This is a genomic window from Streptomyces coeruleoprunus, assembly GCF_039542925.1.
GTDB classification, from domain to species: Bacteria; Actinomycetota; Actinomycetes; order Streptomycetales; family Streptomycetaceae; genus Streptomyces; species Streptomyces coeruleoprunus.
The window spans coordinates 4,560,965-4,580,806 of record NZ_BAABIT010000001.1 but is presented as its reverse complement, the minus strand read 5'-3'; the positions used below and the strand labels follow the sequence as shown (position 1 = coordinate 4,580,806).

General features: G+C 71.2%; 16 protein-coding genes. 7 read left to right on the top strand and 9 right to left on the bottom strand.

The features are described from left to right. Positions 1 to 213: 213 nt before the first annotated feature. On the top strand, positions 214 to 1,965 hold the full coding sequence (locus ABEB09_RS20530) for an LCP family protein (protein ID WP_345691373.1): 1,752 nt from the start codon (positions 214 to 216) through the stop codon (positions 1,963 to 1,965). Between the two features lie 29 nt (positions 1,966 to 1,994). Then, positions 1,995 to 3,773, top strand: coding sequence for an LCP family protein (locus tag ABEB09_RS20525; RefSeq protein WP_345691372.1), 1,779 nt, complete (start codon positions 1,995 to 1,997; stop codon positions 3,771 to 3,773). A gap of 60 nt (positions 3,774 to 3,833) precedes the next feature. Here ABEB09_RS20525 and ABEB09_RS20520 read toward each other — a convergent pair whose 3' ends face one another. After that, on the bottom strand, positions 3,834 to 4,844 hold the full coding sequence (locus ABEB09_RS20520; RefSeq protein WP_345691371.1) for a glycosyltransferase family 2 protein: 1,011 nt from the start codon (positions 4,842 to 4,844) through the stop codon (positions 3,834 to 3,836). A gap of 153 nt (positions 4,845 to 4,997) precedes the next feature. On the opposite strand from ABEB09_RS20520, the gene ABEB09_RS20515 reads away from it, so the two are divergent. Continuing rightward, complete coding sequence (locus ABEB09_RS20515; RefSeq protein ID WP_446697144.1) at positions 4,998 to 6,566, top strand: LCP family protein; 1,569 nt, start codon at positions 4,998 to 5,000, stop codon at positions 6,564 to 6,566. Between the two features lie 150 nt (positions 6,567 to 6,716). Here the strand turns inward: ABEB09_RS20515 and ABEB09_RS20510 are convergent, their stop codons facing one another. Beyond that, the gene (locus ABEB09_RS20510; RefSeq protein WP_345691369.1) at positions 6,717 to 7,250 is read right to left on the bottom strand and encodes an acyl-CoA thioesterase; all 534 of its coding nucleotides are present in this window, start codon (positions 7,248 to 7,250) and stop codon (positions 6,717 to 6,719) included. A gap of 119 nt (positions 7,251 to 7,369) precedes the next feature. On the opposite strand from ABEB09_RS20510, the gene ABEB09_RS20505 reads away from it, so the two are divergent. Beyond that, on the top strand, positions 7,370 to 8,632 hold the full coding sequence (locus ABEB09_RS20505) for an LCP family protein (RefSeq protein ID WP_345691368.1): 1,263 nt from the start codon (positions 7,370 to 7,372) through the stop codon (positions 8,630 to 8,632). 30 nt (positions 8,633 to 8,662) lie between these two features. Here ABEB09_RS20505 and ABEB09_RS20500 read toward each other — a convergent pair whose 3' ends face one another. After that, positions 8,663 to 9,310, bottom strand: a complete 648-nt coding sequence (locus ABEB09_RS20500; protein WP_345691367.1) for a hypothetical protein — start codon at positions 9,308 to 9,310, stop codon at positions 8,663 to 8,665. A gap of 144 nt (positions 9,311 to 9,454) precedes the next feature. Then, entirely contained in the window at positions 9,455 to 10,603 is a 1,149-nt protein-coding gene (locus ABEB09_RS20495) for an acyl-CoA dehydrogenase (RefSeq protein ID WP_345691366.1), read from the bottom strand. 219 nt (positions 10,604 to 10,822) lie between these two features. Here ABEB09_RS20495 and ABEB09_RS20490 point away from each other — a divergent pair, with 219 nt between their 5' ends. After that, entirely contained in the window at positions 10,823 to 12,166 is a 1,344-nt protein-coding gene (locus tag ABEB09_RS20490) for a UDP-glucose dehydrogenase family protein (RefSeq protein ID WP_345691365.1), read from the top strand. Between the two features lie 55 nt (positions 12,167 to 12,221). Here ABEB09_RS20490 and ABEB09_RS20485 read toward each other — a convergent pair whose 3' ends face one another. From ABEB09_RS20485 to ABEB09_RS20475, 3 genes are read right to left on the bottom strand one after another with little or no spacing between them, the layout of a single operon-like run. Then, the gene (locus ABEB09_RS20485; RefSeq protein WP_345694014.1) at positions 12,222 to 13,385 is read right to left on the bottom strand and encodes a dipeptidase; all 1,164 of its coding nucleotides are present in this window, start codon (positions 13,383 to 13,385) and stop codon (positions 12,222 to 12,224) included. 41 nt (positions 13,386 to 13,426) lie between these two features. After that, a complete protein-coding gene (gene purE / locus ABEB09_RS20480; RefSeq protein WP_345694013.1) occupies positions 13,427 to 13,924 on the bottom strand; it encodes a 5-(carboxyamino)imidazole ribonucleotide mutase in 498 nt (165 codons plus the stop codon). 28 nt (positions 13,925 to 13,952) lie between these two features. Then, complete coding sequence (locus ABEB09_RS20475) at positions 13,953 to 15,122, bottom strand: 5-(carboxyamino)imidazole ribonucleotide synthase (protein ID WP_345694012.1); 1,170 nt, start codon at positions 15,120 to 15,122, stop codon at positions 13,953 to 13,955. A 161-nt stretch (positions 15,123 to 15,283) separates the two neighbouring features. Between ABEB09_RS20475 and ABEB09_RS20470 the strand changes: the two genes are divergently transcribed. Beyond that, positions 15,284 to 15,796, top strand: coding sequence for a GtrA family protein (locus ABEB09_RS20470; RefSeq protein ID WP_345691364.1), 513 nt, complete (start codon positions 15,284 to 15,286; stop codon positions 15,794 to 15,796). Between the two features lie 41 nt (positions 15,797 to 15,837). Here ABEB09_RS20470 and ABEB09_RS20465 read toward each other — a convergent pair whose 3' ends face one another. Together ABEB09_RS20465 and ABEB09_RS20460 are read right to left on the bottom strand one after the other, a co-directional pair. Then, positions 15,838 to 17,112: an ATP-binding protein gene (locus ABEB09_RS20465; protein WP_345691363.1), complete on the bottom strand. Its 1,275-nt coding sequence runs from the start codon at positions 17,110 to 17,112 to the stop codon at positions 15,838 to 15,840. Positions 17,113 to 17,148: 36 nt separating this feature from the next. Further along, positions 17,149 to 17,826: a response regulator transcription factor gene (locus ABEB09_RS20460; protein WP_345691362.1), complete on the bottom strand. Its 678-nt coding sequence runs from the start codon at positions 17,824 to 17,826 to the stop codon at positions 17,149 to 17,151. 430 nt (positions 17,827 to 18,256) lie between these two features. Here ABEB09_RS20460 and ABEB09_RS20455 point away from each other — a divergent pair, with 430 nt between their 5' ends. Next, positions 18,257 to 19,762 carry a peptide MFS transporter gene (locus tag ABEB09_RS20455; RefSeq protein WP_345691361.1) on the top strand — a complete coding sequence of 502 codons (1,506 nt, stop codon included), beginning with the start codon at positions 18,257 to 18,259 and terminating at the stop codon, positions 19,760 to 19,762. The last annotated feature ends 80 nt before the right edge of the window (positions 19,763 to 19,842 follow it).

Here is a 19,842-nt window from a genome sequence, read left to right as displayed (position 1 = left end):
TGCCGGGGGTGGCGGAGTATGAGGATTAGGAGAAATGCCCCGTTATAAGGGGCGTGGAATTTGTCACGGACGTCGCCCGAGGCTGAACTGGGCGGATAGTGTGACGCGATCCGGGTGCGAGCGGCCACCGAGGCCGCGCACCCAGCGATCGAGAAACCCGAGCGCCTGGTGGGGAGGCGCCTCGCGTGGCACCGACGGAGGACTCAAGCAACCGTGGACGCGCACAGCCGTGGACGGGCGGAGGACATCGACCCCGCCGACCAGTGGGTGCTCAACCCGCAGACCGGTAACTACGAACTGCGACTGGACCATTCCCCTGGGCAGTCGACCGCGCCGCGTGCCACCACCGCCAGGAGACCGCCGTCGCAGGCCGCCCGCTCCGCCGCGGAGGCCCCCGCTCGCCGCCGCACCGCCGACGTCCCCGGCCAGCGCAGGCGCCGCGCCGCCGAGCCGGGGGGCGCGGGCGGAGGCGGCCGACGCGGCGCCCAGGCGGGACCGCCGAGCCGCCGCAAGGGCAAGCCGCAGAAGTCCCGCAAGAAGAAGGTCCTGATGTGGACGGGCGGCGTGACGGCCTTTCTGCTCGTCGGCACGGGCATCGCCGCGTACGCGCTCTACGCGCGCCTCGACGGGAACCTCAGCACGGTGGACGTGGCGGGTGCGGGCGGAAGCACCGGGTTCAAGAAGGACCAGGCCTTCAACGTCCTCATCATCGGCACCGACAAACGGACCGGTGAGGGCAATTCGGGCTACGGCGACAAGAACAGCCCCGGACACGCCGACACCACGATCCTCTTCCATGTCTCCAAGGACCGGACGAACGCCACCGCCCTGTCCATTCCGCGCGACCTGATCACCGACATCCCGGAGTGCGAGACCAAGTCCGCCGACGGATCGGCGAAGACGATCCCCGGCGAGCGGGGGCGGTTCAACGTCAGCCTCGGCCAGGCCGAGCGCGACCCGGGCTGCACCATGAAGACGGTCAGGAACCTCACCGGACTGACCATCGACCACTTCATGATGGTCGACTTCAACGCCGTGAAGACGCTGTCCACCGCCGTCGGCGGTGTCGAGGTGTGTGTCGAGAAGGCCGTCGAGGACGAGAAGTCCGGGCTCAAGCTGCCCAAGGGCACGAGCGTCATCCAGGGAGAGCAGGCGCTCGCCTTCGTCCGCACCCGGAAGGCGTTCGGCCTCGGCAGCGACCTGTCGCGGATCCAGACGCAGCAGCAGTTCATGAGCTCGATGATCCGCAAGATGAAGTCGAGCGACACGCTGACCAGTCCGTCGAAGATGCTGGACCTGGCGGACGCCGCCACCAAGGCCCTCACCGTCGACACGGGCATAGGAAGCGTCAACAAGCTCAAGGACCTCGGCCTGGAGATCGCCAAGGTCGACCCCAAGAACGTCACCTTCGCCACGCTCCCCGTGGTCGACAACCCGGCGGAGACCGTGAAGGCGACGGTCGTCCTCGACGAGGGCAGGGCGAAGCCGCTGTTCTCGATGATGCAGAACGACATCTCGCTCACCGAGGTGAAGCAGAAGGAGAAGGACGCCAAGAACGCGCAGGCGGCGCTGCTCAAGGGCCCGCGGGCCGAGGCGTCCGAGGTGCGCGTGGACGTGTACAACGGCAGCGGTGTGAGCGGTGGGGCCCAGTCGACGATCAACTGGCTGCAGAACGACATGGGCGTACTGAAGTCGACGAACAAGGCCAACGCACCGGCCGAGACGGCGAAGACGACGCTGGAGTACGCGCCGAACCAGGCCGATCAGGCCCGCAAGCTGGCAGACATGATGGGGCTGCCCGCGACCGCGCTGAAGCAGGGGACGAAGGACGCCGGGGAACGCGAGCCGATGACGCTCACCCTCGGCAAGGACTTCAAGGGCGCGGGCATCCCGATCACCGGTCCGGCGAAGGCGCCGGAGGGTGTGCAGAAGGTAGTGGCGGACAAACAGGTGTGCGCGAAGTGACGCGAGCCTGAGTGACAGGGGGACGTTGGGTGGGACACAGCAGCGTGCGTGGGGAGGGGACGCAGGAGGGCGCCCCGGACTCCCCCGCCGTGCGGGACGCCCGTGAGCTGGGCTGGGACGACAGCCTTGACGCGGTGGGCACAGCCGGCGACGGCGGCCCAGCCGGTACGGAGGAGGGCGCGGCCACCGGTGTGCCCGCGCAGCGTTCGGGCTCCCGCGCCGAGGCCCGGGCGGCCGCCCGGGCGGCGGGCGCCGGGGGCGGCAGGCGGCGGGGCAGTACGCGCCGCCGGGCCAGGAGCGGCAAGCGGAAGGTGTTCCGCTGGGTCGCCTCCGTGCTGTCGCTGCTGATACTGGCGACGGCGCTGGCCGGCTACCTCTACATCGAGCACCTGAACGGCAACATCCGCAGCGGCGGCCGCAGCGGCGGTGACAGCGGAGTGCGGAAGGCCGAGCCGAACGCGGCCGGCAACACCCCGCTGAACATCCTGCTGATCGGCGCGGACGGCCGTAACTCCAAGGAGAACCTGGCGCTCGGCGGCGCGAAGGACACCGTCGGCGACAAGCCGCGCGGCGACGTGCAGATGCTGCTGCACGTGTCCGCCGACCGCAAGAGCGCCGCCGTGGTGTCCATTCCCCGTGACACCCGGGTCGACATCCCGAAGTGCCAGGACCCCAAGACCAACGAGACGTTCCCGGCGACCAACCGGATCATCACGGAGTCGCTGCAGCGCGGCGGCCCCGGCTGCACGCTGACCACCTGGGAGACCCTGACCGGCGTCTACATCGACTACTGGATGATGGTCGACTTCGCCGGTGTCGTGAAGATGGCGGACGCCGTCGGCGGCGTGAAGGTCTGTGTGAAGCAGAACGTGTGGGACCGGCCGACCGCGCAGGTCAAGGGCGGCTCGGGCCTGAAGCTGACGAAGGGCGACCACTACATCAAGGGCGAGGACGCGCTCAAGTGGCTCCGGACGCGGCACGCCTTCTACAACGACCAGGGCCGCGCCAAGGCACAGCACATGTACATGAACTCGATGCTGCGCCAGCTCAAGCAGCAGAACGCGTTCACGGACACGGGCCGCATCATGGACCTGGCCGAGGCGGGCACCAAGGCGCTCCAGGTCTCGGAGGAGATCGCCTCCGTGCAGAAGCTCTTCGACCTGGCGATGGAGCTGAAGGACGTCCCGACCGAGCGCATCACGATGACGACGGTCATGACGGACGAGGACCCGCAGAACAGCGCGCACCTGGTCCTGAACAAGAGCGCGGCGGACAAGGTGTGGCGGATGCTGCGCGAGGACGTCGCGTTCGACGACAAGGGCGGTCCTCCGACGGCGCAGGCGAAGAAGCCCGCCGCGAAGGAGTCCGGGCCGCCGGCCGCCGCGCCGGGCACGCTCGCGCTCACGGTGCTCAACGGCACGGGCGGCGGCGGCGAGTTCGCCGTGAAGGGCCGGGCCAAGGGCATCGCCGAGGTGCTGGTCGGCAAGGGCTTCACCCGTACGAACTCGTCGCAGGCGGCCGCCCAGGCCACCGAGACGGTGCTCGCCTACCCCAAGTCCGCCGGTGCGCAGGGCAAGGCGGACGCCCTGTCCGTGGCGAAGGCGGTCGGCCTGCCGGCCGGCGCGGTGCGCCCGTCGGCGGAGGTCACGGAGCTGACGCTGACGGTGGGCGCCGACTGGCGGGAGGGCGACACGTTCCCGAAGCAGCAGGCCCCGAAGGCGGGTGAGCTGCCGGAGGGCTCCGAGGTCTCCAACGGCGCGGACGACAAGGACTGCATGGACGTCTACAAGCCGTACCGCTGGTCCTGACGGCGCGACATGACGAGGGGGCCGGCCGCGTGCTGCGGCCGGCCCCCTCCGTCGTACGTCTCAGCTGTTCGCCGGCACCGCGGGACGGCGGCTCGCGATGACCTTCCTCGCCAGCGAACGCGGGCTGGTGAGGAAGCCGAAGCCCCACGACATGTGCATCGTGGCCAGCGCCACCGGGATCTGGACCCGGGCCTTCAGCGGCAGTCCCCTGCCGGCCGGGACGGAGCCCAGGACGATCGCCGCGAGGTAGCCGCCCGGGACGACGAAGCCCAGCGGGGTGAGCGTGGCGCCGACCACCAGACCGGCCGCGATGGCGCACAGGGCGGTCGGCGGGGCCAGGTAGCGCAGGTTGATGGAGCCCTGGTGGTAGCGGGCCACCACATGGCGCCAACGGCCGTAGTCCTTGTACTGCTTGGCCAGGGCGCGGACGCTGGGCCGGGGGCGGTACTGGACCCTCAGCTCGGGCGAGAACCAGATCAGTCCGCCCGCCTCGCGGATGCGGAAGTTCAGCTCCCAGTCCTGGGCGCGGATGAACTCCTCGTTGTAGCCGCCCTGTTGCTCCAGCGCCTCACGGCGGAACACGCCCAGGTAGACGGTCTCGGCCGGGCCGGCCTCCCCGCCCGTGTGGAAGGCGGCGTTCCCCACACCGATCTTCGAGGTCATGGCGGCGGCGACCGCGTGCTCCCAGTCGTTCTCGCCCTCGGCGTGCATGATGCCGCCGACGTTCTGCGCGCCGGTCTCCTCCAGGAGCCGGACCGCGGTGGCGATGTAGTTCGGCGAGAGCATGCCGTGCCCGTCGACGCGCACCACGATCGGGTGACGCGACGCCTTGATCGCGGCGTTCAGCGCGGCGGGTGTACGGCCCGTGGGGTTGGGGACGGTGGTGACCCGGGGGTCCTCCCGGACCAGCTCGGCGGCGATCTCGTCCGTACGGTCCGTGGACGGGCCGAGCGCGATCACGACCTCCATCTCGCCGTCGTACTCCTGCTCGAGGATGTGGCGGACCGAGTCGCGCAGATGCCGCTCCTCGTTGAGGACCGGCATGATCACGGAGACGGGGGGCAGGGGCATGGTTCCTCGGGGTACGGGGGTCGTCCCCCGGAGGACGGCAGCCTCGGGGGGCCGGGGCCGGGCCCCGGGCGACAGCGGTATCGCCCGCCACGTTACCGCGAACGGGGGACACGGGTGCGCGCCGCCCGGCCCGCGGGCGCGGGCGCTGATCGTATGGGCCTACTGTGCACACGGTCCCCCCATTCGCCCGCGGAGGTGTCCTTCGTGCCCGTGCCGCCCCGCCGTCCCGCCCGTCCGGCCCCCCGGCCTCCCGTGCGCGGCGCGGCGGCCAGGCCGCCGGTACGGGCGCGGGCGCGGTCCGTGCCGCCGCCGCGGCCCCGGACCCGGTGGGGGATGCGGGTGGCGACGACCCTGTCGGTGCTGGTCCTGGGCGCGGGCGGGATCGGGCACGCGCTGGTGACGAGCCTGGACACGGGGATCGACCGGGTCGACCCGTTCCGGGACATGAAGAACCGCCCCAAGCCGGGGCACGGCACGAACATCCTGCTGGTCGGCACCGACGGGCGCGACAAGATCACCGCGGAGGACCGGCGGCGCTACCGGCTGGGCGGCGCGCCCTGCCACTGCACGGACACGATCATGCTGGTGCACGTGTCGGAGGACCGCAGGCGGGCGAGCCTGGTGTCGCTCCCCCGCGACTCGTACGCCGAGATGCCCGAGCACACGGACGCGACGACCGGCAAGCGGCACGCGGCGCACCCGGTGCGGCTGAACGCGGCGTACGCGGAGGGCGGGCCCTCGCTCACCGTGCGGACCGTGGAGCACATGACGGGCGTGAAGATCGACCACTACCTGGAGGTCGACTTCACCAGCTTCATGCGCACGGTCGACGCGGTGGGCGGTGTCGAGATCTGTACGGCCCGCCCCATGAAGGACCCGTACAGCGGCCTCGACCTGCCGGCCGGCACGCACCGGCTGGACGGCGGCAAGGCGCTGCAGTACGTGCGGTCGCGGCACGTCGACGGGGCGTCCGACCTGGGGCGGATGCAGCGGCAGCAGCGGTTCGTGGCCGCGCTGATCGACCGGGCGACCAGCAACGGGGTGCTGCTCAACCCGGTGCGGTTCCAGGAGGTCGTCGCGTCCGCGGCGGGCTCGGTGCGGGCGTCGCAGGGGTTCGGTACGGAGGAGATGCTGGCGCTGGCGAAGGCGATGCGCGGGTTCACGACGGCGTCGTCCGAGTTCACGTCGGTGCCGGTCGGGGCGGTCGCCCACCAGGCCAAGGGCATCGGGTCGACGGTGAAGTGGGACCCCGTGAAGGCGAAGCGGCTGTTCGAGGCGATCCGCGAGGACCGGCCGCTCACGAAGCCGGCGGCGCGGCGGGCGGCCCCGGGACCCCGCAAGAAGCTGGTCGCCGTGGCGCCGCAGCAGGTGCGGGTGCAGGTGTACAACGGCACGCGGCTGGACGGGCTGGGGGCCCGGGTCGACGCGGCGCTGCGGGCGACGGGCTTCCTCACGACGCGGACGCCGTACAACGCGGACCGGCGGGACGTGAAGCGGACGGTCGTCGCGTACGACCCGCGCTGGGACCGCTCGGCGAAGTCGCTGGCGACGGCGCTGCCGGGGAGCGTGCTGCGGGCCGTGCCGGGGCAGGGACCGCTGCTGAAGGTGACGGCGGGCACGGATTTCACGTCCGTGGTGCCGGTGCGGGCGGAGGACGCGCCGCGGCCGCGCCAGAAGGACGGGTACGCGGCGGTCACGGGCGACCAGGTGGTCTGCCCGTAGCCCCTGCGGGGGCTGGACGCCCGTCAACGGGACCCACCCACCGTCGTGGTGCGCGGGGCCCTCGGACCGGGTGGCCGTTCCTCGGTGTGCCCACCCGTTCCTCGGCGACGCCGGCCCGCAACGGCGGAACGGCGCGGCGGGCCGCGAGGGTCAGTCGTCGATGCCCTCCGCGGCTCGGCGTTCGCGGAGTTCCTTGATGGCGCGGCGGCGGGCCAGACGGTGGGTGCGGCGGATCTGGGCCTCCTGGTAGCGGCGCTTGTCGCGTTCCGTCTCGGGGATCACCGGCGGTACGGGCCGCGGCTTGCCGTCGGCGTCGACGGCGGCGAACACCAGGTAGGCGGAGCCGACCTGCGTGGCCGGCGTGGACTCGTTCCAGCGCTCGGCCAGGACCCGGACGCCGACCTCCATGGAGGACCGGCCGGTCCAGTTGACCTGGGCCTTCACATGCACCAGGTCGCCCACCCTGACCGGCTCCAGGAAGACCATCTCGTCCATGGACGCGGTGACCGCGGGCCCGCCGGAGTGGCGGCCGGCGACCGCTCCCGCCGCGTCGTCCACCAACTTCATGATCACGCCGCCGTGCACCGTCCCGAGGAGGTTGGTGTCACTGCCGGTCATGATGTGGCTGAGCGTGGTGCGGGACGCCGAGGTGGGCTTGCCCTCGAGCGTGGACTGATCTGTCATGCCCTCCACCATATGCCCGTAGTCGGACACGGCCTCATTGCATCAGCTTCGCTACAGGCCAGGCCCGATATCGCACCCGCCCTACAAGGGCCACCGGGGCGGGCGGCACACTGTTCCGCATGAATGACTGGCCTGAAGGATGGTCCGACGACCGTAACGCTCGCCACGGCCGGGGCGCGGACGCGCAGCCCGAGGGAGCCCGGGTGATGCGCCATGTGCGCCCCGGCTCGGTGCCGCCCCAGCAGCGGCAGGGGTACGAGGACTCCTACGGCCAGACCCCCGCGTACGACAGCGGGTACAACACCGGACAGGTGTACGGCACGCCCCAGCGCGGCGGCGGCCACGGAGGACACGGCGGCCACGGCGCGCCCCCGATGCCGTCGGGCACCCCGCGCCCCGCGCCGAACTGGGGGCGCCGGATAAAGATCGGTTCGATCACGCTGGCGACCGTCCTGGTCGTCACGACGGTCGGCACGTACTTCTGGGCCGACGGCAAGGTGCGCCGCGAGGTGGACCTCTCCAAGGTCATCGAGCGCCCGCAGGAGGGCGACTGCACCACGTACCTGATCGTGGGCTCGGACAGCCGCGAGGGCATGACCGCCGAGGACAAGCAGCGCCTGCACACCGGCTCGGCCGACGGCAAGCGCACGGACTCGATGATGATCCTCGCCGCGTGCAGCAGCGGGAACACGATGATCTCGCTGCCCCGTGACTCGGACGTGGAGATCCCGACGTTCGTCGGCTCGGAGTCCGGCAAGACGTTCAAGGGGACGGGCCGGCGGGTGAAGCTGAACGCCGCGTACGCCGAGGACGGCCCCGAGCTGCTGGTGCGGACGGTGGAGTACAACACCGGGCTGCGCATCGACCACTACGCGGAGATCGGCTTCGCCGGCTTCGCGAACATCGTGGACGCGCTCGGCGGTGTCGAGATGAACATCGAGAAGGGCTTCAAGGACAAGAAGTCGGGCGCCGACTTCAAGGCCGGCAAGCAGACCCTCGACGGCGAGCAGGCCCTCGCCTTCGTCCGCACCCGGTACGCCTTCGCCGAGTCGGACCTGGCCCGGACGAAGAACCAGCAGAAGTTCCTGGCGGCGCTGGCCAACCAGGCGGCGACGCCGGGCACGATCCTCAACCCGTTCAAGCTGTACCCGACGCTGAGCGCGGGCCTGGACACCTTGATCGTCGACAAGGACATGTCGCTGTTCGACCTGGGCGAGATGTTCTTCGCGATGAAGGGCGTCAACAGCGGCGACGGCAAGTCCATGAACATGCCGGTCTCGGGCAGCCGCGGCGGCAACCTCGTCTGGGACAAGGCGAAGGTGCAGCAGCTGGTGAAGCAGATCCAGAACGACGAGAAGGTGACGGTCACCTCGGACCGCTGAGCGGTCCGGTGAGGGGCGGGCGGCTCCCGGTCAGCCGGCGAACGGGTTCGCGTGGCCGGGGAGCTGCTGTCCGGGTGCCAGGAAGCGCTGGACGCCGTGCTCGTCCCGTACGGCGACGAGGCCGGCGGCCTCCAGCCGCCGCGCGAGCTTCTTGCGGCGGACCTCGCCCAGCTTGAATCCGCCCAGGAGGAGGCCGCCGAGGACGACGCCGGTGCCCAGTGCCACCAGGTACTTGCCGGTGATCAGGATCATCAGCACGGTGATGCCGAGCATGCCCCAGGCGATGGCCTTCTGCCGCGGCTCGGCGGCCTGCCCCATCACGTCGAACGCGATCCGGTCCTTGAGGACGGCGACGGCGCCCTCGGCCTCCGGGAGCGGCTTGACCGTGCCCGGCCGCAGCCCCGGCGCCGCTCCGCCGTTGCCGGCCTGCGGGTACGCGGCGATGGTGGCCGCCTCACGGGCGCGCGCCTCGGGGCGCGGGTCGCGGTACAGGAACACGGTCAGGAGCGACTTGTTGTGCCCGTGCCGGTGGGCCTCGCCGTAGGTGAAGCCGTACTGCTCGGTGAAGTGGGCCAGCGCGGCGGCCCGGCCGGGAGAGCCGGAGCTTTCGAAGATCTCCACGACGTCCTGGGTGGCGATCTGCCGGAGAATCTTCGAGATCGTGCTGTCCGCGCCCATGTTCCTCATCCGTGTCCGGCCGAATACCGACGGCTGGATTCCGGCGGCAGCGCAGCCTAACCGGGCGCCCCGGGCACGAAAAGAGGCACCCCTCGGGGTGCCTCTCCTCGATGCCTCGGCGACGGCCGGCCGCCGGCCCGGACGTCAGGGCAGGTTGCGGGCCATGACGATCCGCTGGACCTGGTTGGTGCCCTCGTAGATCTGGGTGATCTTGGCGTCGCGCATCATGCGCTCGACCGGGTAGTCGCGGGTGTAGCCGTAGCCGCCGAGCAGCTGGACCGCGTCGGTGGTGATCTCCATGGCGACGTCGGAGGCGAAGCACTTCGCGGCCGCGCCGAAGAAGGTCAGGTCGCCGTCGACGCGCTCGGACTTGGCCGCCGCCGCGTAGGTGAGCTGACGGGCCGCCTCCAGCTTCATCGCCATGTCGGCGAGCATGAACTGGACGCCCTGGAAGTCGGCGATGGCCTTGCCGAACTGCTTGCGCTCCTGGACGTAGCCCTTGGCGTAGTCGAGGGCGCCCTGGGCGATGCCGAGGGCCTGGGCCGCGATGGTGATGCGGGTGTGGTCCAGGGTCTTCATGGCGGTGGCGAAGCCGGTGCCCTCCGCGCCGATCATGCGGTCGGCGGGGATGCGGACGTTGTCGAGGTAGACCTCGCGGGTCGGGGAGCCCTTGATGCCGAGCTTCTTCTCGGGGGCGCCGAAGGAGACGCCCTCGTCGGACTTCTCGACGACGAACGCGGAGATGCCCTTGGAGCGCTTCTCCGGGTCGGTCACGGCCATCACCGTGTAGTACTCGGAGACGCCCGCGTTGGTGATCCAGCGCTTCACGCCGTTGAGGACGTAGTGGTCGCCGTCGCGGACCGCCTTGGTCTTCATGCCGGCGGCGTCGGAGCCGGCGTCCGGCTCGGAGAGGCAGTACGAGAACATCGCGTCGCCCTTGGCGAGCGGGCCCAGGTACTTCTTCTTCAGGTCCTCGGAGCCGGACAGGATGACCGGCAGGGAGCCCAGCTTGTTCACGGCCGGGATCAGGGAGGACGAGGCGCAGACGCGGGCGACCTCCTCGATGACGATCACGGTGGCGAGGGCGTCGGCGCCCGCGCCGCCGTAGCTCTCGGGGACGTGCACCGCGTGCAGGTCGGAGGAGACCAGGGCGTCCAGCGCCTCCTGCGGGAAGCGGGCCTCCTCGTCCACGGCGGCGGCATGGGGCGCGATCTTGGCCTCGGCGAGCGCGCGGACGGTGTCCCGGAGCATGTCGTGCTCCTCGGACGGGCGGTACAGATCGAAGTCAGGCACTGTGCATGTCTCCCTTGGGCGCCATGGTCTCTCGCTCCCCTGGCCGCGTGCTAACTACCGTTAAGTAACCCGAATTTTAGTAGGCCGCCGTCGGCCGGGCATATGTGAGGATCACGTGAGCTTGCTGACAGCGGCCGTGCCGCCGGAACGATGCCCCAGGTGGGGCCCGACTATGCTCGGGCTCGCAGTCCCGGCCCGTACAGCACTGGAGCAGCACACATGGCCCTCAAGATCACCGTGATCGGCACCGGCTACCTCGGCGCCACACATGCGGCGGCCATGGCGGAACTCGGCTTCGAGGTGCTGGGCCTCGACGTGGTGCCCGAAAAGATCGAGATGCTGGCCTCGGGCCGCGTCCCGATGTACGAGCCGGGCCTGGAGGAGCTGCTGCACAAGCACGTCGCCGGGATCGAGGGCTCGACCGGGCGGCTGCGCTTCACCACCTCCTGGGAGGAGGTCGGTGACTTCGGCGACGTGCACTTCGTCTGTGTGAACACGCCGCAGAAGCACGGCGAGTACGGCTGCGACATGAGCTACGTCGACGCCGCCTTCGGCGCGCTGGCCCCGCACCTGAAGAAGCCGGCGCTGGTGGTCGGCAAGTCGACCGTGCCGGTCGGCAGCGCGGAGCGGCTGTCCCGGCTGCTCGCGGAGCGGGCCCCGGCGGGCGCCGACGTGGAGCTGGCCTGGAACCCGGAGTTCCTGCGCGAGGGCTTCGCCGTGCGGGACACGCTGCACCCGGACCGGATCGTCGTCGGCGTCGAGAGCGAGCGGGCCGAGAAGCTGCTGCGCGAGGTGTACGAGGTGCCGGTCGGCGAGGGCTCGCCGTTCGTCGTGACGGACTTCCCGACGGCCGAGCTGGTGAAGACCTCCGCGAACTCCTTCCTCGCCACGAAGATCTCCTTCATCAACGCCATGGCCGAGGTGTGCGAGGCGGCCGGCGGCGACGTGGCGAAGCTCGCCGAGGCCATCGGCTACGACGAGCGGATCGGTGCGAAGTTCCTGCGGGCCGGGATCGGCTTCGGCGGCGGCTGTCTGCCGAAGGACATCCGCGCGTTCATGGCGCGCGCCGGTGAGCTGGGCGCGGACCAGGCGCTCACGTTCCTGCGCGAGATCGACTCGATCAACATGCGGCGGCGCGGCCAGATGGTCGGCATGGCCCGCGAGGCGCTGGGCGACGGAACGTTCCTCGGCAAGCGCGTCGCGGTCCTCGGCGCGGCCTTCAAGCCCGACTCGGACGACGTCCGCGACTCGCCCGCGCTGAACGTCGCCGGCCAGATCCACCTCCAGGGCGGCCAGGTCACGGTGTACGACCCGAAGGGCATGGACAACGCCCGGCGCGTCTTCCCGACCCTGGCGTACGCCGACAGCGTGCTGGAGGCCGTGCGGGGCGCGGACGTGGTGCTGCACCTCACCGAGTGGCAGGAGTTCCGCGAGGTCGACCCGGCCGTGCTCGGTGAGGTCGTGAACTCGCGGATCATCCTGGACGGCCGCAACGCCCTGGACGCGGCCCGCTGGCGCGAGGCCGGCTGGACGTTCCGCGCGATGGGCCGCCCCCGGGCCTGACGCCCACGCGCGACCCGCCGGCGGCCGGCCCTTCTCCCGGACCGGCCGCCGGAGGTCAGCCGTCCAGGGACGCCAGCGTGGCCGTCGACGGCCCCCGGCGGGAGGACGCGTCGCGGGCGACGGCCTCCGCGTCCCGCAGCACCCGGACCGCGTTCTGCCAGGTCAGCATGGCCACGTCGGTACGGGACCACTTGCGGGCCAGCAGCTCGGCGACCAGGTTCGGGTAGCCCGCCACGTCCTCCAGGCCGTCCGGCGTGAACGCCGTGCCGTCGAAGTCGCCGCCGATGCCGATGTGGGCGATGCCGGCGACCTCCCGCATGTGGTCCAGGTGGTCGGCCACCGTGGCGGCCGTCGCCCGCGGCCGCGGGTGGGCCTCCTCGAACGCGGCGTGGACGCGCATGGCGTCCGGGCCGGTGTCGAGCGGGTGGAAGCCGTGGGCCCGCATGTTCTCGTCCGCCTGCGCCGTCCACTCCACCGCCGCGGGCAGGACGAACTTCGGGACGAACGTCGCCATGGCGACGCCGCCGTTGTCCGCGAGCCGGCCCAGCACGTCGTCCGGGATGTTGCGGGGGTGGTCGCACACCGCGCGGGACGAGGAGTGCGAGAAGATCACCGGCGCCTCGGAGGTGTCCAGCGCGTCCCGCATCGTCGTCGCCGCCACGTGCGAGAGGTCGACCAGCATGCCGAGCCGGTTCATCTCCCGGACGACCTCGCGGCCGAACGCGGACAGGCCGCCGACGCGCGGCTCGTCCGTCGCCGAGTCCGCCCACGCGATGTTGTCGTTGTGCGTGAGCGTCATGTACCGCACGCCGAGCGCGTACAGGGCGCGCAGGGTGGCCAGCGAGTTGTTGATGGAGTGGCCGCCCTCGGCGCCCTTCAGCGAGGCGATACGGCCTTCGGCGCGGGCCGCCTCCATGTCGTCGGCGGTCAGCGCGGGCGCGAGGTCCGCCGGGTGACGGGCCAGCAGCCGGTCGACGCAGTCGATCTGCTCCAGGGTGGCGCTGACCGCGTCGTCGCCGGCCATGTCGCTGCGCACGAACACCGACCAGAACTGGGCCCCGACCCCGCCCGCCCGGAGGCGGGGGAGGTCGGTGTGCAGCCGGCCGGTCTGGTCCGCCGCGATGTCGAGGCGGTCCAGGTCGTAGCCGGCCTGCTCACGCAGCGCCCACGGCAGGTCGTTGTGCCCGTCGACGACCGGAAAGGTCCCGAGGAGTTCCATGGCCTCCGTCAGGGACGCGGCCCCGTGGCCCTCGGCGGCGGTCACCGGGCGAAGCCGAACGACGCCGAGCCCTCGACCTTCGCGCGCAGCCGCCTGCCCTTCTCGGTGGCCTGGTCGTTCAGCTCCTGCTGGAACTCCCGCATCCGGGTCAGCAGGTCGGCGTCGTGGGCGGCCAGCATGCGGGCCGCGAGGAGGCCCGCGTTGCGCGCGCCCGCCACCGACACCGTGGCCACCGGGACGCCGGCCGGCATCTGGACGATCGACAGCAGCGAGTCCATGCCGTCCAGGTACTTCAGCGGCACCGGCACCCCGATGACCGGCAGCGGGGTGACCGAGGCGAGCATGCCCGGCAGGTGCGCGGCGCCGCCGGCCCCGGCGATGATCGCCTTCAGGCCGCGGTCGGCGGCCTGCTCGCCGTACGCGATCATCTCGCGCGGCATGCGGTGCGCGGAGACGACATCGACCTCGTACGGGATCTCGAACTCGTCGAGGGCCTGTGCGGCGGCCTCCATGACGGGCCAGTCCGAGTCCGAGCCCATGACGATGCCCACGAGCGGCACGAGTGGATTACTCAACGATCGTTCCTCGCAGATAGCCGGCGGCGTGACGGGCGCGCTCCAGCACGTCGTCCAGGTCGTCGCCGTAGGTGTTGACGTGGCCCACCTTGCGGCCGGGCTTCACGTCCTTGCCGTACATGTGGATCTTGAGCTGCGGGTCGCGGGCCATGCAGTGCAGGTACGCCTGGTACATGTCCGGGTAGTCGCCGCCCAGCACGTTCGCCATGACCGTCCACTTCGCGCGCGGCCGCGGGTCGCCCAGCGGCAGGTCGAGCACCGCGCGGACGTGGTTGGCGAACTGGGAGGTGACCGCGCCGTCCTGGGTCCAGTGGCCCGAGTTGTGCGGGCGCATGGCCAGCTCGTTGACGAGGATCCGGCCGTCGCGCGTCTCGAACAGCTCGACGGCGAGGTGACCGACGACGCCCAGCTCCTGCCCGATGCGCAGGGCCAGCTCCTGGGCCTGGAGGGCAAGCTCGTCGGAGAGGTTGGGCGCGGGCGCGATCACCGTGTCGCACACCCCGTCGACCTGGCGCGACTCGACGACCGGGTAGGCCACGGCCTGGCCGTGCGGGGAGCGCACGATGTTGGCGGCCAGCTCGCGGACGAAGTCGACCTTCTCCTCGGCGAGGACGGGCACGCCCGCCAGGAACGGGTCGCGGGCGTCCTCCTCGGAGCGCACGAACCACACGCCCTTGCCGTCGTAGCCGCCGCGCACGGTCTTGAGGATGACGGGGAAGCCCCCGGCCCTCCCGTCGCCCGGCCACCGCCCCTCATCGAGGCGCTCCGCGCCGCTGACCTCTCTGGCGAACGCGGCCGCGTCGGCCGGGTCGGTCACGATGCGGTGGCGCGGGCAGGGCGCGCCGATCGCGTCGAGCTTCGCCCGCATCACGCCCTTGTCCTGGGCGTGCACCAAAGCGTCGGGCCCCGGACGGACGGGAATGCCGTCCGCCTCCAGGGCCCGTAGGTGCTCGGTGGGTACGTGTTCGTGATCGAACGTGATCACGTCGCAGCCGCGTGCGAAGTCACGCAGCGTGTCCAGGTCGCGGTAGTCGCCGATGACGACATCGCTCACGACCTGCGCCGCGGAATCCTGGGGACTGTCACTGAGGAGCTTGAATCTGATGCCGAGGGGGATGCCCGCCTCGTGGGTCATGCGGGCGAGCTGACCGCCGCCGACCATGCCGACTACCGGGAACGTCACCCTCCTAGGGTATCCGGAGCCCGTGCGGGCCCCGTCGCCCCGTCCGTCCCGGGGCTTTCTCCGTCCCCGAGCGCGTCAACCGGGTGATGGTTAGCATGGCTGAGTTGACAGAAGCGACCGGACGGGGCTGAAAGATCACGATGAGTGAACGAGGCGCACTGCGGGTGCGGCTGGACCAGCTCGTCCGCGAGATCGCCAAATTCGGTCTGGTCGGCGGCTTCGGGCTGCTGGTCAACATGGCGGTGTTCAATCTGCTCCGGCAGACCACGGACATCCCGGTCGTACGGGCCAGCCTGCTGGCGACCGTCGTGGCCATCGCCTGCAACTACGTGGGCTTCCGCTACTTCACCTACCGCGACCGCGACAAGACCGGCCGGACGCGCGAGCTGACCCTCTTCCTCGTCTTCAGCGTCGTCGGCCTGGTCATCGAGAACGGGGTGCTCTACACGGCCACCTACGGGTTCGGCTGGAACACCCCGCTGCAGAACAACTTCTTCAAGTTCTTCGGCATCGGCGTCGCGACGCTGTTCCGCTTCTGGTCCTACCGCACCTGGGTCTTCCGGGCGCTGCCGGCCCCGCCGGCCGCCCCGGCGGTGCTGGAGCAGCGCCGGCACGAGGACACCCCGACGCCGGTCGGCCCGGCGGCCCGCTAGAGCGGGCCGCCGGGCCGTGCCAGGCCCTGGGGCCGTGTCCGCTAGCGCACCGGGCGGGGGTGTTCCTTCGTCTCCCTGCGGGTGGCGGCCTCGCGGCTCAGGAACAGGGCGAAGACCGCGGGCTTCAGCTGGACCAGCTCCAGCCGGCCGCCGTCGGCCTCGGCCAGGTCGCGTGCGACGGCCAGGCCGATGCCCGTGGAGTTGCGGCCGCTGATGGCCCGCTCGAAGATCCGGGCGCCCAGGTCGGCGGGGACGCCGGGGCCCTCGTCCGTCACCTCGACCACGGCCTGGTTGCCGGTCACACGGGTGCGCAGCGCGACCGTGCCGCCCCCGTGCATCAGCGAGTTCTCGATCAGCGCGGCCAGCACCTGGGCGACCGCGCCCGGGGTGCCGACGGCCCGCATCCCGGTCTTGCCGGAGCGGACGATCGCCCGGCCCGCGCTGCGGTACGCCGGGCGCCACTCCTCGATCTGCTGCTTGACGACCTCGTCCAGGTCGAAGGCGACGGCGGAGCCCGTGCGCGGGTCGCGGGAGTTCGTCAGCAGCCGCTGCACGACGTCCGTCAGCCGCTCCACCTGGGCCAGGGCGATCGTCGCCTCCTCGCGTACGGTCTCCAAGTCGTCCGTGACGGAGATCTCCTCCAGCCGCATGGACAGCGCGGTCAGCGGCGTACGGAGCTGGTGGGAGGCGTCCGCGGCGAGCCTGCGCTCGGCGGTGAGCATCCGTGCGATCCGCTCGGCCGAGGAGTCCAGCACGTCGGCGACCCGGTCCAGCTCGGGCACCCCGTAGCGCCTGTGGCGCGGCCGCGGGTCGCCCGAGCCCAGGCGTTCGGCGGTCTCGGCGAGGTCGGTGAGCGGCGAGGCGAGCCGGTTGGCCTGGCGTACGGCGAGGAGGACGGCCGCCACGACGGCGACCAGTGCCACCGCGCCGATGATGAGCAGGGAGCGGCCGACCTCGCGGGTGACGGCGGAGCGGGGCTCCTCCACGACGACCCGCTCGCCGCGCTTGCCCTCGGCGGTGCCGCGGATGACGGCGCCCTCGGAGCGGGTGCCGACCTCGATGGGGGCGCGGCCGGGGATCTCGATCCGGGCGTACCGCCCGGCGCGCCGCTGTTCGCCCAGGATGTCCGGGCCGACGGGCTCGCCGCCCATCAGCCGGCTGTCGACGATGCTGACCAGCCCCAGCGCCTCCGAGTCGACGCTCTCCTGGGCGCTGCTGCTGATCGTGCGGGTCTCCACCAGCACGAGGGAGACCCCGAAGACGGCGATGACGACGAGGACGACGGCGAGGGTGGAGTTGATCAGGCGGCGGCGCACGGTGGTCTGCCCACTCTTCTCTGGTTCGGCGGGCTGCTAGCTCTTCTCGAAGCGGAAGCCGACGCCGCGGACGGTGGCGATGTAGCGCGGGTTCGCCGCGTCGTCGCCGAGCTTCTTGCGCAGCCAGGAGATGTGCATGTCGAGCGTCTTGGTCGACGACCACCACGTGGTGTCCCAGACCTCGCGCATCAGCTGGTCACGGGTGACGACCCGGCCCGCGTCCCGGACGAGGACGCGCAGCAGGTCGAACTCCTTGGCGGTCAGCTGGAGCTCCTCGTCGCCCATCCAGGCGCGGTGCGACTCCACGTCGATGCGCACGCCGTGGGTGGCGGGCTGCGGGGCGGGCTCGGCGGCGCCGCGCCGGAGCAGGGCCCGGACCCGGGCCAGCAGTTCGGCGAGGCGGAACGGCTTGGTGACGTAGTCGTCGGCGCCGGCGTCCAGGCCGACGACGGTGTCCACCTCGTCGGCGCGGGCGGTCAGCACCAGGATGGGCACGGTGTGGCCTTCGGACCGCAGGCGGCGGGCCACCTCCAGGCCGTCCATGCCGGGCAGGCCCAGGTCGAGCACGACCAGGTCGACGCCGCCCTTGAGCCCGGCGTCGAGCGCGCTGGGCCCGTCCTCCCGTACCTCGACCTCGTACCCCTCCCGCCGCAGGGCGCGGGCCAGCGGTTCCGAGATGGAGGCGTCGTCCTCGGCGAGCAGCACACGGGTCATGGACTGATGGTAGTCCGCGGTTCGCGAGGGTCGTGGGGAGATCAGGTCAAGATCGTCCACACCTCGGGCCTGCCTGCGGTCCAAGGTGTCATTCTGCTGATGACCTTTGAATCTGGGCGAGCGGTTCCGCCGTTGCCTGTGATCCATATCTCAAGTCCTTCCATATGCCGCCCTGTCGTGGCGTATGGTGGCGAGACGCTCGTAGCGGTAATCGGGGACCTTTGGCGGCATCACTCGTTGACGCACCCAAAGGTCTCTTTCATGCGCGCGGGCGAACGAGACGAATGACCTGTGGGCCGGGCCCCGTGGCGTGACGACGCGCGGCGGGGTGTGGATCCCGGAGCGGTACTGACCGTGCCGGTGCCGGCCGCCCCCCACGGGCGCGTGGCACTCACGAAGCAGCGCGCGTCCCGAGCAGCAAGGATCGACCATGGCGTCCAGCCTGACGAAGGACTCGGTCAGGACCCCTGACACCGAGAAGACCTTCTTCGGCCACCCCCGCGGTATGGCCACGCTCTTCATGACCGAGTTGTGGGAGCGCTTCTCCTGGTACGGAATGCGCGCCATCCTCGTGCTGTACCTGACGGCCGCCGTCCTCGACGGGCCGCTGGAGGAGAAGGAGGCGCTCGCCGCCTCGATCTACGGCGTGTACAACGCGGTCGTCTACATGGCGGCCATGCCCGGCGGCTGGGTCGCCGACCGGCTGTGGGGCGCCCGCAAGGCCGTCCTCGTCGGCGGCATCATCATCGCCCTGGGCCACTACACGCTGGCGCTCCCGAGCGATGCGACCTTCTTCGTCGGCCTCGGCCTGATCGCGGTCGGCACGGGTCTGCTGAAGCCGAACATCTCCGCGATGGTCGGCGGCCTCTACGAGGGCCAGTCCGGCGCCCGCCGCGACGCCGGCTTCACGCTCTTCTACATGGCGATCAACATGGGCGCCATGGTGGCGCCGCTGATCGTCGGCTACCTCGGTGAGCACGTCAACTGGCACCTGGGCTTCGGTGTCGCCGGTGTCGGTATGACGCTGGCCGTCGTCCAGTACGTCCTGGGCGGCAAGTACCTCGGCGAGGTCGGCAAGGAGCCCGGCACCCCGGCCACGCCGGAGGAGAAGCGCTCGGTGCTGCGCAAGGCCGGCCTGTGGACCGGCTTCGCCGTCGCCGCGCTGCTCGCCGACATCGCCCTCGGCACCTTCGACGTCGAGCACATCGTCAACGTCCTGGCGATCATGGGCATCGTCGTGCCGATCGTGTACTTCCTGGCGATCTTCCGGAACCCGTCGCTGACGTCCGAGGACCGCCCGAAGATCAAGGCGTTCGTGTGGTTCTTCGCCACCGCCGTGCTGTTCTGGATGATCTACGACCAGTCCGGCTCGCTGCTCACTCTCTTCGCGGACGGCAAGACGGACCGTGTCATCGGCGGCTGGGAGTTCCCGGCCTCCTGGTACCAGTCGGTCAACCCGATGATGGTCATCATCCTGGCCCCGCTCTTCGCCGCGCTCTGGGTGAAGCTGGCCCAGCGCAACCGCGAGCCCAGCACGCCCATGAAGTTCGCGCTGGCCATGCTGCTCATCGGCGGCTCCTTCGCGATCATGGGTCTGGCCGGTGCGGCCGCCGCCAACAGCGAGACCGGCAAGGTCACCGTCTTCTGGCTGCTGGGCGTCTACCTGGTCCAGACGATCGGTGAGATGTGCCTGTCGCCGGTGGGCCTGTCGCTGTCGACGAAGCTGGCGCCGAAGCTGTTCGTCGGCCAGATCATGGGCCTGTGGTTCCTCGCCACCGCGACGGGCAACGCCCTGAACGGCTGGACGGTGAAGCTGAACGCCCCGATGGGCGACGCCGCGTACTACACGATGTGGGCCATCGTCGCCGCCGCGGCGGGCATCGCCTTCATGGTGGCGACCAAGAAGATCCGCGCCCTGATGGGCAACGTGAAGTAACCGCCGGGCCGGTCGACCGGTACGGCGAACGGGCCGGTACGGGGCGCTCACGTGCCTCGTACCGGCCCGTTGCGCTTGCC

Excerpts from the sequence above, each read along its gene's own strand:
- ABEB09_RS20500 (WP_345691367.1), bottom strand. The coding sequence starts at position 9,310 with ATGGGCGCGGACAGCACGATCTCGAAGATTCTCCGGCAGATCGCCACC.
- ABEB09_RS20460 (WP_345691362.1), bottom strand. The coding sequence starts at position 17,826 with ATGACCCGTGTGCTGCTCGCCGAGGACGACGCCTCCATCTCGGAACCG.
- ABEB09_RS20515 (WP_446697144.1), top strand. The coding sequence starts at position 4,998 with ATGGGCCTACTGTGCACACGGTCCCCCCATTCGCCCGCGGAGGTGTCC.
- ABEB09_RS20470 (WP_345691364.1), top strand. The coding sequence starts at position 15,284 with ATGAGTGAACGAGGCGCACTGCGGGTGCGGCTGGACCAGCTCGTCCGC.
- purE (WP_345694013.1), bottom strand. The coding sequence starts at position 13,924 with ATGGGCTCGGACTCGGACTGGCCCGTCATGGAGGCCGCCGCACAGGCC.
- ABEB09_RS20485 (WP_345694014.1), bottom strand. The coding sequence starts at position 13,385 with ATGGAACTCCTCGGGACCTTTCCGGTCGTCGACGGGCACAACGACCTG.
- ABEB09_RS20455 (WP_345691361.1), top strand. The coding sequence starts at position 18,257 with ATGGCGTCCAGCCTGACGAAGGACTCGGTCAGGACCCCTGACACCGAG.
- ABEB09_RS20490 (WP_345691365.1), top strand. The coding sequence starts at position 10,823 with ATGGCCCTCAAGATCACCGTGATCGGCACCGGCTACCTCGGCGCCACA.
- ABEB09_RS20520 (WP_345691371.1), bottom strand. The coding sequence starts at position 4,844 with ATGCCCCTGCCCCCCGTCTCCGTGATCATGCCGGTCCTCAACGAGGAG.
- ABEB09_RS20505 (WP_345691368.1), top strand. The coding sequence starts at position 7,370 with ATGAATGACTGGCCTGAAGGATGGTCCGACGACCGTAACGCTCGCCAC.
- ABEB09_RS20475 (WP_345694012.1), bottom strand. The coding sequence starts at position 15,122 with ATGGTCGGCGGCGGTCAGCTCGCCCGCATGACCCACGAGGCGGGCATC.
- ABEB09_RS20510 (WP_345691369.1), bottom strand. The coding sequence starts at position 7,250 with ATGACAGATCAGTCCACGCTCGAGGGCAAGCCCACCTCGGCGTCCCGC.